Genomic DNA, 15,281 nt, shown 5'->3' on the forward strand with positions numbered 1-15,281 from the left:
GCCATAGAGATGAATATTGGAAAGCGATGGGAAGCGAACAAATCACCTCCATATCATCACCTAAAAACCGGCCGAGCGCAACTCGACGCATACTGCCCATTTAGCCCAGAGTGCGCGTTGGCCGTGGTATTCCTGCCTCCATTGATTTTACCATGCATCATGAAATCGCCTAGAACTCAGGCGCCGGAAACAACGGGCTGAAGCTCTTTGGGAATGCAACTTGGGAACGGATGCTCCGGTCGCCTGTCATTTCCTGCTTAAGCTGGGCGACAGTGATGCGGTCAATCCTCGGTGATCTTGTCCTTACCGGGGCTTTCTTTTTGGTTCTTCTCGGAGTTTAGTGGCAGGGAAATCGCGGTCGAACCGATCGATTCTCGGATCCTGCGTGGTGGATTTTCCAGGCATGGGCTCCTGCGATGAGTAATTTTGCATTTCAGGGACGACTCCGATACATTTGTAGATGCCCGAAAAAACGGACTGGCGGCAATGCGGAGACGCGGGCCTGGGAAGGAATATTCCGGTCGATAGGGCGCCAATGGTGCGGTTGATGCTCGGCAAGTTCACGCTTGCCGGGCATCCGTTTTTCGCTCACTGGACGCAGGAGCCCATGCCTCAAAAATCCAACATCCTAGATGCCTGCCACTAAATTCCGAGAGGAACCTTCTTTTTGCTCACCGGGCCCAGGAGAGTATGACTTGAAAACCCCGCATCCTCGATGATTGCCACTCAATTTCGAATAGAAACCAGGGTTTTAGACCGTGCCGTGGTCACACTCTTACCTCGCAAGGAGAGCCATAGTAAATGCATAGTTTAAGGCATCGCCTCCTGTATCAAACGATTAATATTTGCGTCGATGAGCCGCATGAAACCAAGCCTACGAAACTCTCCCATCCTGTATCCCCTCACAGAAGTTTCTTAACAACACTAGCGAAAGAGCATCTGTTGGAATCGCGACGCCTTGTTAGCCCAGGTTTCGATTTCGAGTCGATGGCGAGCTTTTCGCATGGTAAGGGACAACCCACCATTGTTCTGTAGATGGAATAGTGTTCGATCCACAAAGTCTCCCACCGTGTCGACAGCATCGAGACAATCTGACCACTCGAGAACTGGAGGTAGCGTCGCCGCCACGACAGGTCTCATGGTCGCCAGGTATTCCTTCAGTTTGAGCGGTTGCATGGCGCGCGTCACCGCTAGATCAGCGTAAGGCATGATCAGGACATCCGCGCGCTGGGCAAGGAAAGGTAGCTCAGTGTAGGGTATAGCCCCAGGTAGTTTAACCCTGGGGTGAGCACTTAGCCGAGAATCTGGGTTCTGTTTCGGGCCAACCAGCCAAATTTCACCGCTACTCATCTGATCGGCGAGCTCCAAAACCCAATCGGCATTCATCCGCTGATCGACCACTCCCCAAAAGAGGACCAGCGGCGACTTGTCAGGAATCTGTGACATAGTCGGCTGCATTAGGTCATGCGGTTTTGCCGACCAAAATTCTAAATCGACGCCATGGGTGATCACGTCGGCCTGAAAGCCGCGCGCCGCGATCCCAGCAGCAAGCGAATCACTCGCTGCGACAATTAAATCCATCTTTGGTAGCAATTCATCTTCCATCCGACCTAACGTCGGACCATCCAGTCCCGGCCAAACTGAAAAATCATCTACGCAGTAATAGATCCAGCGACGCACCGGTAGATGCCCCACGAGGTCGGCCACGATCGGAATCGTCGTGACCGCGACGGAACTCCTGGCTGACGAGGCTAGTTGTGACATGAGCAGCCTTTGATTCAACCAACGGTCCCAGCGATGATTCATCCACGGCCACATTTTCGTGTCGATAACCGTCAGATTCGTGTGATTTGTCACACCTTTGCCAGTCGCATCAGCTTGACGCAGTTGACTCCAGTCCCCTACTTTGCCCCAAACGCGTTTGACCGTCAGTAGGTCGAGCCGCGGCGGACGCATCCCAATCGTATTGACCCAGGTGACGTCTATCTCAGGAAGCAACTCCCCAATGAGGTGCTGGCAACTACTCGGGTGCCGACCCCAATCGTCGGAAAAGACCAGTAATGATTCTGGCATACTCATCCGAATTCCCGTCCCCACAATTCGAGGAAAAGCAAGCTCCAAATTCTATCACCGTGATGATATCGTCCAGATTGATGTTCTTGGAGCATCCGATTGATATACGTCGGCTCGATAAACTGCTGGCAGAATCCGTCATCCGAGGTTAGCGTGTCTTGGGCAAGCTCGTGTAAGTCACCCCGAAACCAGTTATCGAGCGGAACGGAAAAACCCATCTTCGGTCGATCCCGCAGCGCGGGAGGTAAATGTTTGGCAAACGTCTGAGAGATCGCTGGCTTGATCAAGCCGGGGCGATCCAGCATGGAGTACGGAAACTTGCTAGCCACCTCGACGACGCGGTGATCGAGAAAAGGACTCCGACACTCGAGGCCATGAGCCATACTCGTGATGTCCACTTTTGCCAACAAATCACATGGGAGGTACGAGTGCATGTCACATCGCATGGCACGCAAGCCTGCTCGCCCCCCTTGAGTGGAATGCAGCAAGCCTTGGAGGAATTCTGACGGCAGGCCTTCGTCCAATTGGGACATAAAATCAGGTCGGTACATCGCTTGACGTTTGGAAGCCGAAAACTGCGTGACCCAATTGATATATCGACGCTCAAAGGGCTCCTGCAAAATACCGAGCCGGTTTTTGAGACGTTGCCGCGTGGAGGACTGCGGCCCCGCAGGAATTAATCGCGCACCCGCTCCAGCCAACCGGCCCGCCAACGGGGTCGGCATGCGGTCAAAGTGCCGCAATCGGTCGATGGTGCGGTAGCGGCCGTAGCCCGCAAACAGCTCGTCACCGCCATCGCCGGTCAGGGCCACCGTCACATGTTCGCGTGTGAGCTTCGCGAGGTAGTAGGTCGGCACGGCGCTGCTGTCGGCAAACGGTTCATCAAAGAGTTCCACGAGTTCCTCGAGCAACGACAGCGAGTCCGGCTGCACTTGCATGACTCGGTGGTTCGTCTTGAGATGCCGAGAAGCAGTTTCAGCGTACTCTGACTCGTCAAAACCATCCACAGGAAAACTGATCGTGAATGTATTGGTGGCCTGAGTAGCGTTCTCTTGCATCACACCCGTGATGATTGTCGAATCAATTCCGCCTGACAGAAAGGCTCCCAGCGGCACGTCACTGCGCATCCGCAATCGCACCGATTCATTGATCTCCTGACGCAACTCAGCGCAGAGATCTTCGTATGACGCATCCATCTCAGGCGTCGCGGGCACTTGCCAATAGCATCGGGTAGATAGCCGCCCCTCCTCGAAGACAGCTATGTGAGCAGGCGGGAGTTTATGAATCTGCTGGTAGATCGTTCCCGGGTGAGGAATGTACCCGTACATGAGGTATTCATCGATGGCCTGTGGTCGCACCTGGCGAGGCACATCGGGTAACGCCAAGATTGCCTTGAGCTCACTCGCAAACAACAGGCGTTGCTCATCTTGGTGATAGACCAATGGCTTCTGACCGAGTCGATCGCGAGCCAAGATGGCCCGTCGACGCTCGCGGTCCCAGATAGCGATCGCAAACATTCCTCGCAGATGGTCTACGAAATTCTCGCCGTGCTGCTCATAGAGATGCACGATCGTTTCGGTATCACTATGGGTTCGAAACCGGTGACCTTGACTCTCAAGTTGCTGACGGAGTTCCCGATAATTATAGATTTCCCCGTTGAACGTGATCCAGACCGTTTCATCCTCATTACTCATTGGCTGCTTCCCTCCGTGCAAGTCGATGATTGACAGCCGGCGATGTCCCAACAGCACTCCCCCCCCATTATCGAAGCCATCTCGATAGATGCCATGACCATCGGGGCCCCGGTGCGCCAACGCATTATTCATCCGCGTGAACTCTGCGTCCTCGATACTCCGCGAGCCGGCCAACCAAATGGCGCCTGTGATTCCACACATAAATGAAGACTACGAGGGGAAGATGTAAATGGACACGAGTATCTGCCCGACCGGAGTGCAGCCGAGGTTGCCAACGTCCGCGCAGGACGCCGAGTCGACGACGGAAGCACCTACGGAACAATCGGTTGCAGTTTCAGGATTGTCGCACGTTTCTTAGGAGCGAGCGTAAACGGTCTCAACGCTTTCGGTTCGGTGAACCGGGCGACATTGATCTTCCTGTGTGGACTGCGATATTCGAACGCAATCAGCTTGGAAAGCTGAGCGACAATACCTGAACGCGATCAGCTTGGAAAGCTGAGCGACGATACCTGAACGCGATCAGCTTGGAAAGCTGAGCGACGATACCTGAACGCAATCAGCTTGGAAAGCTGAGCGACTATGGAGGATCATGGGTCGCGAGCGTAATCAAGCGATTTTGGGGAGCTAAAACGTTGCTTGATCGCTGCGACGATACTTGATCACGCGAGCCGGAACGCCGACGGCGACAACGTATTCGGGAATTGGCTGCGTGACCACCGCCCCGGCACCGATGATTGAATGCCGGCCCACGTCGGCCATGATGACAGCGCCCGCTCCGATCCACGCGCCCTCACCGATTCGAACCTGCCGATAGGTCTGCCCCTGATCATGAATCGCGACGTCACTCGATTGCGTATCATGTTCACTGCCGCCGCTGAGCACCTGCACTCCGTCGGCCAGCATCGCCTGCGCACCGATATCTGCATAGCCGATCGAGCAAAAACGGCCAACATAAGCCCGCTCCCCTACCCGCGCTTCGGTCATTGAAAACACGCTATTCCAACCGAAGTAGGCGTCCAGATCACAGGAATCCAGAACACACCGATAGAATACTTGGCGAAGGTAGACTCCGCGGAAGCCGGGTACCCGGGCAATCGATTCAGAGGCTGCGCTGAAGGCGCGCGTTCCAAGAATTCGTCTCGCCACAAAATACGAAAGTAAACGCGGAACCGCGAATACGAGGAAGACGCACTGCACGGTGCGTTTCAGCATCATGACGAGACGCCTCCGACACCAGCCATTTCGCGATACAAACGGTGGTAGGCATCGTGCATGACTCGATCGCTAAATAGTCTTTCAGCCCGTTCGCGGCCCGCAGCACCCAACCGCTGGCGTTGTTCCGCTGAACTGGCTAAACACTGAACGTTCACCGAGATCGCGAGATCGTCACCGGCTGCCGATAAGAGACCGGTTTGCCCATCGACGATCACCTCGCTAATACCACCCACCGACGTCGAAACGCAGGGCAGCCCATTGGCCATCGCTTCAATCAGCGTGAGCGGTATGCCCTCCGATACACTGGTCATCAAAAACACGTCCGCACCATTGAGCAATCTGGGGACGTCCGTCCGCGTCCCGAGCAACGTCACGGTCCGCTGCAACTTCAGCTCGCCGATCATCTTTTCGATGGCTGCACGCTCTTCCCCCTCACCGACCAAAAAAAGCCGAATAGAGGGACACGAACTCAGACGGTGCCATGCTCGGACGGCAGTTAGATGATCTTTCAATTGATTCAGCCGGGCGACCTGCATGACGGCGAGATCGGATTCCTGTAATCCTAACTCCCGACGGACTTCACTTCGCTTGCCGGTATCGCGACGAAATGCAGCCACGTCGATACCGTTATAGATCACTTCAATCCGCTTGCTTTCAATCCCTTCGTTGGCCACCAATGCTCGCTTGACCTGCTCGCCGACCGCCGCCACTCGGTCTGAGCGCCGCAACAGGAACTTGTTTGCCAGCACACGTTTCGGACGTCGATAATCGGGATAAGTTCTGCCATGCTCGGTAAACAGAATCGGCGGCCCACCGCGAGGCAAGCGACTCAGCGCGGCGTAGAAGAACGGTGTGTACTGCTGCGCGTGCACCACATCCACCATCTGATCGCGAAAGAAACTCGCCAAATCTCTCGTTAGGCGGTAATCAAAACCGGGCTGTCGTCGGAACACCTCGATCTCCGCTCCCGCCCCGCGCAGACGCTCACCCAGGTCACCCAATTCCTCTAAGCAAACGAAGACCGTTCGCGCCATCTCTCGAGAACGCTCTGCGTACTGACTCGCTAGAATCTCCGCGCCACCGACACTCAGCGAGTGCAGCAGTTGGCAAATAACAGGTCGAGAAACGTTCGATTGCATAGTTGATTTGACGGCCATAGAAGTAGACAGCGTGATACTCGAATCGCTCGGAATAGCACTCGATTGAGTCGCTCAGCTTTCCAAGCTGATTGCGGTCCTCCAGCCGGTTTGCGTGGCAAGATAGGTCTCGCGGTACTCTCTCCGTATCCGACCTTCACTGAGGATATTGTATTGAGTGCACTGCGCGCGATCAGCTCGGAGAGCTGAGCGACTATGTTTCGATAAAGTCGCTCGGCTCTCCGAGCCGATTGCGTCCCCCGGCCGGCTTGCGTGGCAAGATAGGTTTTTCACAACTTTTTCGGTATCCGATCTTCACTGAGGATGCTGCGTTGAGTGCACTGCACGCGTTCAGCTCGGAGAGCTGAGCGACTATGATTCGGTAAAGTCGCTCGGCACTCCGAGCTGATTGCGTCCCCCGGCCGGCTTGCGTGGCAAGATGGGTTTTTCACAACTTTTTCGGTATCCGATCTTCACTGAGGATGCTGTCTTGAGTGCACTGCACGCGATCAGCTCGGAGAGCTGAGCGACTATGATTCGGTAAAGTCGCTCAGCTTTCCAAGCTGATTGCGTCCTCCGGCCGGCTTGCGTGGCAAGATAGGTTTTTCACAACTTTTGCGGTATCCGATCTTCCCTGAGAATGCTGTCTTGAGTGCACTGCACGCGTTCAGCTCGGAGAGCTGAGCGACTATGTTTCGGAAAAGTCGCTCGGCTCTCCGAGCCGATTGCGTCCTCCCACCGCCCTTAACGGCAAAATTGCCCTTCCAACACGCTCTCGACATCCGGCCCGTGACTGAGAACACTGCTCAATCCCCCCGGGGCGTTCTCAGCTCGGAGAGCTGAGCGACTATGTTCGGATCCACCACCAGGCTCCCGCCAGAACGCCACCGCAGCACACGAGCAACCCCAGCATCAGGGTACGTTTCAAATTAGCAATCGCTCTCGTCTTCTGCGAGCGGAACACGACTTGCGGCGGAAAAGTAACCGCAGGAGCGGTTGGTGCTGGTGGCAATTCATCCAATCCACCACGACGGAAGTACTCATAGGTGTACCCATTCGCCAGAAGCAATGCGATCGGTCGGCAGAGCCCTTTGGTCTCGAATCCATCGAGTTCCTCAACGGCGTGCCTGAAAAACCACTGGGCACGTTCGAGGTACCGCGCCCGTTGGTCCCCGGTAGTATGCCGAGCTGCCCACTGAAAAACCTCGGTCTTGCGTATGTCCTGGGCCGCCCACGTCTCGTTGGGGTACTCGAGCTTCTCCGGCTCGCTCAAGAAAGGACGCTCGTGCTCGACCATCCAGTCAGCGTATCGTAGCAGGGTGCTCTGCCCATAGGCGTACATAAGATCGATCTCATCCATCGAAATCTTGACCTCCAAGTACCGACCGAGTGCCTGCAGGAAGATCAGATAGAACCACTTGTTCTCCACATCGAGCAGATCAAGTGATTCCGGAGCTTGATCAGGATGCACGCAACGCCGGATCAACACTTCACATTGATCGAGAAAACGACGCTGTTGCGTCAATTCGTAAGCCGACAACAGAACTTCGATCGCATTTCCCGGCCCGCGTCCGGGGCCATGGTAATCCTCCAAACCACTCGCGCTGGTCAGCCCTGTTTCCCCACCGGCCAACCACCAATACCGAGTGTACCGACCATCCTCGGCCGCGATCATCCATTCGCCCATTTTCTCTACCGCCTCGTAAGCGGTCGGGTCGCCGGTCAAACAATAGTGCAGTAGCAACCCGCGAGCATACGCGTGCCCGGAGGAAGGACCGCCGCCGCAGGTGCCGCGCGGATACCCTCGATGAGTCGACAATCCGGCATCCACATAGTGGACCGTATGCCAAAACAGCCCATGGTTATAGCAGGGCAGGTCCTCATCGGTATGATAGATATCGATATCGATGACATGACGAGCCAAATCCTGCATCAACTCAAGATATTTCGAATCGCCGCCGGTGAGATACTGGATGCCCAGCCCGTAGATCATGTCGTACTGGTTATTGTAGTGCGAAACATACACTTCACCATCCGCGTTGTAGGCGGACTCATGATCGGCGAAGACGTCCCCAAAATTCCGCCAGCCGTACTCGTCAAACTCTTCTCGTTTGTTGAAGAAACTGTTGCTGCCAGCGACAGCCTGATCGACGAGTTCTAAATACTTGGAGTACTCGGGACTGACATCCGCTCCACGTGGCGTCAACCATGCAATCCGGCCTCGCTCACAGAAGAGTGGCCTATCATTGCGCGGACGCACACCATCCGCAATGACGGACAACTGCTCCTTGAGGACATCCACTGCCCCGGTCGCCAGCCAAAACTCGAACGTTGACTGTTCCCCCGGTTGCAATTCCTCCAAAACATCCAGCTGGTTAGGAAACATCTCCAGACCGAACTCCCACTCGGCGTCGGTACGAGACCGCAACACCTCCGTCGATTGCTTGCTTGCCGAGACAGAGTTAACGGCTGAAACCGGGTTGCCACTTGAGGAAAGTGCGTGTGGACCATCGACGGGCCGGTAAAATAGAGCCTTTGGGAACTTCTGCCAGAACCGGGGAAGATGCAGACCAATCGCTTGGCCACGATCGAGAATCACAACAACCGATGGGGTCGCTCGCGTACCAGTTGATTCCTCGCCGCTGTGCAACAGGCGATAACCCTGCGAGGTCACCCGGCCAATTCCAGACTGCTCTCGATGGATTGGACTATTGGAACGTGCTGCTCCGCTCGAAAACTGCGCAAGATCCCAAATCCCGTCGCTTTGCGACCACTCCATTGGCTCCTGTTCAGTGCACGCCTGCAGACGTCGCATTCCCCCCGCAGACACGAGATCCCAGCCACGTCCGTCGACCGGCGCGATCGCGAGTCGTGCCGACCGGATTTTTAGAGAATTCGCGTCGCCAAGCTCCCAGACACCTCGGGGATGAGATGCCGCTGCAGAATTCCGAAGCGTTATCGACCACCTGTCGCCACCATCCGATTTGCAGCGTTCAACTGAAGCGAACCACTGCAACACCGATTCTCCAACCGCCGATAAAAATTGACCACGGTAGCAATTGGAAGCTTTCGGCGGATCCGGAATAGAGGCATCAACTTCAGCTTGAATCCGAAGCGACCAACGGCCACCTGAGCCATCGTAGCTTTTGCAATACTCACTAGAGACGCGTTGATCATCGTCGACTCTCGCGGACCATGACCTCCCGTCCTCGAGAGTGACAGTGAGCAGCATCTGCACCGACAATCGAGATTGGTTCAACTCAGGGCCGCCCTTCCTCTCTGTACTACGCGACATCAAAAGCTAGTTAATACGAAGGATGCAGGAGAACAAAGGATACCTTGCTTGAACATAGGCATGCCCTAAAACCGTCAGCCTTCTGAGTCAATGATGCGAAAGACCTTGATGACGTCATGGACCGCGTACTTACCCGCTTGGTAGGCGTCGTTGATCAACAGATACACGAGTCCATCTTCACCCAACTCATGCCCGATCACCTCTCCGTGCGACCACTTCTGATACTGCACGCCATCAAAGCTAAATGGGTCGTAGGTATACAGCCAAGTCTCATTGGGTCCGCTGAACTTACCTCCGCCACTGTAGTAGTCCGCTTCTCCAGTGTGTAGACGAGGCCAATAGCACAATCCGCGATCGGTCCAAATCCCGCCCGCGATAGCCGCGTCCGACCCCCATGCTCCAACATCACCGCGGGGCACCATTGACTGCCAGGTGTCTACACCGCTTACAGGACTCAATGTTGGCGGCCGCTTCTCACGGGCTTCGAAGTCCAGCAAGCCGAAATCGACTTGTGACAGCAGAATTTCTCCATCGGCGGTTGCGGCGGTGGGCCCCGCAACTCCCCCCTGGCCACTCATATACCCCCCTGCACCGATCAGCCATTTTGATGGATGCCCCTTTAAGAAACCACCACCATACGCCTGAGTCGCAACGGGGATGTCCTTGGTTTCAACTGTCCCATTGCTCAGCGACTTGCCGAAAATCCGCAGGAATGGCCGCGGCATAATCGTGTACCAGCCACGGGGGGAAACCCATAACCTGCCATCACGTATCTCCAGTCCATTAGGATGGGTTGCTTCGGTCGAAGGGACTGTCTCCCAGAATTGCGGTATCACATCCACTTTCGTCAACCGAGGCCACGCTGAAACGTCGTCGCCGCTCCCCATGGCAGGCAGATCGTAGACGTTAATTGACTGCTCATTGTTTCTGGAGCCGGCGTAAACCCGCTGAGTTTGAAAGTCAATCGCCAGTCCCGGATTCGAAAACACCTGAGGTACAATATACCCACCCATTAACTCAAAGTCCCCTGGCGTCAGCCGAGGCCCAGCCGGTTGATCTACTACCAGAGGGGCCGTCACGACTTTGAACACATAGTTCGCCAACTGCAACTTCAGAATAGCCGGCTGCAGCATGTACTCCGCCAAAACATTTGCGGGTGCGTAGGAAAACGGCGACGTCTGACTCTGACTTGACGAACCACCAAGACTCTGTGAAAAGCCACTGTTAACCAACGTCACTGCCGTTAAAACCACTGCAATCAACGCAGATTTTACATTCATAGTCTTCGCTTCGATCGAGAGAATAAGGATGAGAGCAGAGAGTCTACTATAATCGATCACCGATCACAAATAATTTGTTGACTGTTCTCGTCAAAATCGCCCCCCCCGGCCAGATCCGCGGAAGCGCAATCGCCGCCCCCGACACATCTCTCATCACTGTAATTTAAATCAAAACGTTTCCAGCGGCGAGAAAACAGGCTGCACGGTCGGGTTCTCTGTCAAAACATCGCGCTGACCAGCCCGATGCTGTTCCATTTCAATCAACAGGCCCACATGGGGTGGTCCGTTTACACTACGATCAAGAGCAGCTTCCACAATCCAGAACCATCGCACCAACTCCCATCGACAGAGCATCTCACCTACGTATTTATTTGATCGCGTTACGATAGATATCCAGCATAACCTGATTTCGTCGTTCAATCGAGAACTTCGACGCAACGATCTCGAGGGAGCGCGCGCTGAAGCGGCCTCGCAGTTCTTTCGACCCAATGAGCTGGCTCAAATAAGATTCTAATTGCTCGGTCACGGAAGCGTGGAAGTCCGCCGGAATCTGATCGACAACATACCCAGGAAACAGCTTTGCGACGTCGAATGAACCAAAGTCGATCAAGAATCCGCTTCGATCGTGCTCGACCATCTCGGGGATTGCGAAATGACGGGTTGAAACGACGGGTATCCCCTGGGCCATCGCCTCCAGAATAGCGAAACCGAAAGCCTCGTTATAGGTCGGCATGACAAAAACGTCGGTTTCAGGAAGCACGCGTTCGATCATTTCAATACGAGAGACTCGCCCGAGCTTTATCGCAGGATTCATATCGATTTTCGCGAGATACTCGTCGCGCATCGATGCACAGGATGTTTCAAAATCGGTTCTCGGGTCGCAGCAAAGCCGTAGCCTGACTCCTGGATACTGCTTCTGAAGGGTGCAGAAGGCATCGACAACGCTAGCGCCACCTTTCCGGAAAAAGAACCCACTGAACAACAGATTGATGGTATCACGGCTGGACTGTCGAACTGGGTCGGAAGGGACAGAGCGAATGGCGGGGTAAACAACGGTAGACTTCGCCACAAGATCACTTGAGACATAGGGAACCGCAGTACGGAACTCTGCCATCGCCGCTTCGCTGCGAAAGATCAACTTGCGAAAGTTATCTCGTAGAAACCATTGTTCGATGTACCGCAAACGCATCCGCCGAGGTATCGGCGCTCCCAAGAAATTAAAGGCGAGTGCAGAATGAATGTTTCCAAGCGTGCAAATCCACGGCGACATGGTTCGGATCGGACATAGAACCGCCTCGTAGAGATCACACTCGTCCCCTTCGAACTTACTAAAAAATCCTTTGATCCCACTTCCCAGCGGCCAGATCACCTTCGAATGCGGCGACGGAAAGACGTACTCCACACCATGCGGTGGCGATGCGCTCGCTTCATCCGCCAAGCCATGTCGTTCGGTCAACCCAACCCGAATACAATTGTTATTGTTGTGTGGCATTCATCTTTCTGGTGATGTTGAAGGTTCATGTCAGCGAATTGATTGCGTGCGGCTCCACGATGGCCAATGATTGACAGCTTCCAGGTACCAATTCGGTGGGGCTCGTTGTAAGCGTCCCAATAACTCGTCGCCTCGTTGATGACGGATGCTGGATGCTGGATGGACTCGTCGCCTCGTCCACTACAAACTTCCCAAGGACTCGTCGTCTCGTCCACTACTAATGCGCCACTTCTTTATCATCTGACAAGACGGAACGCCCGTGCGGCTAGCAAAGATGTTTCAAAGCTTTGGCACACGCGTCCCTAAAAAGTAGTATTGGGCAATGGCCTCGGTTTTCCCGCACCATGATCGAAATATCCTAAGAACCATGGATACTGCCCCGGGTCACAAAAACCGAACTATCTGCACACACCTGCCTAATCCATTGAAGACTTAAGTTGACCAAACGCAGTCGGTGCATTCGTTGTCTGTTGGGCCGAAACGGCTGCAATCCCCAATGCGACGAGTAGGTAGGGGCTCTCGATCAAGATCCCGCTGGAAAACATGCTGGCCAAGAAGTAACCAGGAATCCCACAGAGTACCGCGATATTGATCGCCAGGAGCGGCGCCGGCAACGAACGTCTGGAACGCCACAATCTCCAGTGCCCGCCAAAGGTCGCGAAAAAAAAAGTAAAGTACAATAGCAACGCGGGAACGCCAGCGCCGGTAGACATCTCAAAAAAGAGGTTGTGAAGCGCCTTTCTTTCGCCCATCGGCATATTGCCGCGGTAGTACGATGGAACGAGCAACTCGCCGGCCCATGGTCCCACCCCGAGAAGCGGGTTGTCCATCGTGATGTCGAATCCTGCCTGCCACAGGTAATATCTTGAATCCGCTGACGTATCGAGCTCATCTTCGCTCGCAAAGATAGAGGAGAACTCCGCGACTACGGGTGGGCCGGCAAGAACTACAACGGCGACGGCACTTACTCCGACTACGGTCCAGTTGAAACGAGTCTTCGGCATAACGATTATTGCTATTGCAAGCAAGAGAATGGCACCGAGCATCGTCCCTCGAGATTCAAGCAGCATCAACTGATGCAACTGCAAGGCGAGTACTACGCCAGCAAAGTATCGCACCCATCGTTTTTCGTCTGCGAATATCAAGCCGATAGCCAATGCCATGATTGGAAGAGTGGAGATGGAGTAAGTGTTGTTGTCGAGAAAGTTCCAGGTGAGTGCATAAATGTCTAAAAAGCTGTTCTGATAGTAGAGCTGATTGATGTTAAACGCGTTGAAGCCTTGAGACGCGACCAGAGCAACGCACACTATCCTTATCACCCTTAAGTCTGCTAGGACGCCTGCGGCCAAGCATGACATCAGTGTGATCTTCCAAAAGATGCCCAGAAAAAATTTTGTTTTCGAAGGATCGATCGAGCCGAAGCCACTGATAAAATTCAGCAACAATGTGCCGACCAGGCTGAACAACGCCACCCGCCCCCACTTCGGTAGGGGCTGGTATCGCATGCCGCTGAGGAGGAAACTCAACAGGGCAGCGCCAGCTAGATACTTTTGATAGTTGATATCCGGCAAGCTCCACCGCCAGTTCCACTGGGGACAGAGCACAGCAAACAGAAGGTAGCCGAAGACACCCACCCAGGGACGAGCCAGACTGCCGGCCAGCAAACCAGCAAACAGCAGTAAGACAGCCAAAGCGCCCATTTGGCGTTTACCTCGCAGCGATCGATTGAAAGACGCACTGGTAGGCGTCGGCAGTTGCGTCCCAGTCGAATTGCCGCGCCCATGCCTGAGCGTCATTCCGATTTCGTTCGGAGGGAGGCGTCTCCAGAGATAAGCCAATCGCTCGCGACCAAGCCTCGTCATCGTCCGTCGGCAGGGATACCGATAGCGGCCCTATCAGTTCCGCGAGGCTTCCGCACGGACTTTGAACGATCCGCGTCCCCACCGCATTGGCCTCAACCACTGGCAATCCAAATCCTTCGTAGAGGGTCGGATAGAGCACACACTTGGCTGAGGCGAGCAGATCAGGAAGATCTTCATCAGGGATAAAGTCGAGAAACTTCACCCGGGCGCGATTGCAAGGCTCAATCGCCTCCATCTGCCGTTGCACTCTGGTGGGATCCACACCGAGCGTGAGCAACTCAACGCGATCGGCAAATGGCTGCCACACCTGCAATGCCCAATCGAACCGTTTGCGAGGGATCGAACCACCGATGTAAAGGATGAAAGGCCTGCGTTCTTCCCGGCTCGTCATTGTCGCTCGGTTCTCCGAACCGAACGCGCTAGTAGCGGCAGACACAGACTCCGTTCTCCGACACATACTGCCACCAGGGTCCCCTACCGCTGTGTCAGTCACCTGATGGCGAGACGAATCTTCCGCCGCTCCCTGGCTCTGAAAAAAAGAGTTCGAAACGCCATTGTAAATTACTTCGGGACGACAAACCGGCCAAAGTTGTTTGATTTCAGAGGCGGACGTTTGGCTAACAGTAACCAACTTGGCGGACCTGGAGAACGCCCGGGGCAAAATCCGCTCACGATAGAATGACGCCTTTGCGCTACCCGTAAACTCCGGCTTCCATTCGATGACGTCGTGGACAATGGAGACGACCAGAACCCTCGAGAGCACCGGGGCTTCATTGGCGGGGCATACCAATAAATCACTGCGGTACCAGCTTGCTGCCGCAGGCAGCGTCACCTGAGTCCACGAGTGAAAGCGATAGCCGCGTTCAGCAAGAAAAATCGTCTCGACGTGATCGTGACTCGGGCTATGGAAAGGAAGATCCTTCCGATCAGCCAAAAGAATCCAGGAGAATGTCGCAGGTGATCGCTCAATAATCTCCGTCAACAACCGACCAATGCCGCGTATATGTGACCGATTGAGACAGCGCGCATCAACGCAAATTCGCATGTGTGCGTTCCTCTATTAACGTACAAGAAATCCTCACCTGCGTGAGATCGAAAGCACGAGAAGGTTCTTCTCGGAATTTAGTGGCAGATAGCCGATTTTAGCTGGTTTTTGTAAACTGGTGGGATGAACAGTCTCAACGAACATTACCGTGATCTTCTTGGCCTCGATGATTCTTGGACAGTGTCCAAG

At 54.6% G+C, this 15,281-nt stretch carries 9 protein-coding genes; all 9 read right to left on the bottom strand.

Going from position 1 to position 15,281, the window contains the following annotated elements:
• Window positions 1–924: 924 nt before the first annotated feature.
• The gene (locus tag CA85_RS24055; protein ID WP_186775191.1) at window positions 925–2,073 is read right to left on the bottom strand and encodes a glycosyltransferase; all 1,149 of its coding nucleotides are present in this window, start codon (window positions 2,071–2,073) and stop codon (window positions 925–927) included.
• Between the two features lie 2 nt (window positions 2,074–2,075).
• The gene (asnB, locus tag CA85_RS24060; RefSeq protein WP_146394179.1) at window positions 2,076–3,968 is read right to left on the bottom strand and encodes an asparagine synthase (glutamine-hydrolyzing); all 1,893 of its coding nucleotides are present in this window, start codon (window positions 3,966–3,968) and stop codon (window positions 2,076–2,078) included.
• Between the two features lie 423 nt (window positions 3,969–4,391).
• Window positions 4,392–4,982, bottom strand: coding sequence for an acyltransferase (locus CA85_RS24065; protein ID WP_146394181.1), 591 nt, complete (start codon window positions 4,980–4,982; stop codon window positions 4,392–4,394).
• Complete coding sequence (locus CA85_RS24070; protein WP_186775192.1) at window positions 4,979–6,121, bottom strand: glycosyltransferase; 1,143 nt, start codon at window positions 6,119–6,121, stop codon at window positions 4,979–4,981. Before CA85_RS24070 ends, CA85_RS24065 begins: the two co-directional genes overlap by 4 nt.
• Before the next feature lie 844 nt (window positions 6,122–6,965).
• A complete protein-coding gene (locus CA85_RS24075) occupies window positions 6,966–8,792 on the bottom strand; it encodes a hypothetical protein (protein ID WP_146394185.1) in 1,827 nt (608 codons plus the stop codon).
• Window positions 8,793–9,487: 695 nt separating this feature from the next.
• Window positions 9,488–10,693 carry a hypothetical protein gene (locus tag CA85_RS24080; protein WP_146394187.1) on the bottom strand — a complete coding sequence of 402 codons (1,206 nt, stop codon included), beginning with the start codon at window positions 10,691–10,693 and terminating at the stop codon, window positions 9,488–9,490.
• A 367-nt stretch (window positions 10,694–11,060) separates the two neighbouring features.
• Window positions 11,061–11,807, bottom strand: coding sequence for a glycosyltransferase family 4 protein (locus CA85_RS24085; protein ID WP_186775193.1), 747 nt, complete (start codon window positions 11,805–11,807; stop codon window positions 11,061–11,063).
• 794 nt (window positions 11,808–12,601) lie between these two features.
• Window positions 12,602–13,885, bottom strand: a complete 1,284-nt coding sequence (locus tag CA85_RS24090; protein ID WP_186775194.1) for an O-antigen ligase family protein — start codon at window positions 13,883–13,885, stop codon at window positions 12,602–12,604.
• Window positions 13,886–13,892: 7 nt separating this feature from the next.
• Complete coding sequence (locus CA85_RS25510) at window positions 13,893–14,483, bottom strand: glycosyltransferase (RefSeq protein WP_222435525.1); 591 nt, start codon at window positions 14,481–14,483, stop codon at window positions 13,893–13,895.
• Window positions 14,484–15,281 lie beyond the last annotated feature (798 nt).

Source organism: Allorhodopirellula solitaria (genome assembly GCF_007859855.1).
GTDB lineage: Bacteria > Planctomycetota > Planctomycetia > Pirellulales > Pirellulaceae > Rhodopirellula > Rhodopirellula solitaria.